This is a genomic window from Lysinibacillus sp. GbtcB16 (assembly GCF_019091145.1).
Lineage (GTDB): Bacteria > Bacillota > Bacilli > Bacillales_A > Planococcaceae > Lysinibacillus > Lysinibacillus fusiformis.
The window spans coordinates 1-254 of record NZ_JAGXJV010000626.1 but is presented as its reverse complement, the minus strand read 5'-3'; the positions used below and the strand labels follow the sequence as shown (position 1 = coordinate 254).

The window sequence follows — 254 nt, the reverse complement described above, 5'->3', positions numbered from 1 at the left end:
TGCGTTTCGATGGACGCGTGCACATAGCGGAAAAACTTGCTCAAAAACGGGACGATCCGCTCGTCCTGCGTCGCTTCCGCATGCTGCATCATCACCTTCAGCATAATCATGTAGTGCCACCAGTCTTGCTCCTTATCGACATCACGATTCACCGTCTCGATCCGTATGGGACCGAACATGCCATTGTCCTGCTGGCTCGCAAGCGACCACTCCACCCAGCGATTCGCTTTGGCAATCAATCGCTCGTCCTCCAA

At 54.3% G+C, this 254-nt stretch carries 1 pseudogene; it reads right to left on the bottom strand.

Features of this window, described 5'->3' with window-relative positions:
- Positions 1-239: pseudogene (locus KVT27_RS25445) on the bottom strand (beta-L-arabinofuranosidase domain-containing protein); the annotation flags it as partial.
- Positions 240-254 lie beyond the last annotated feature (15 nt).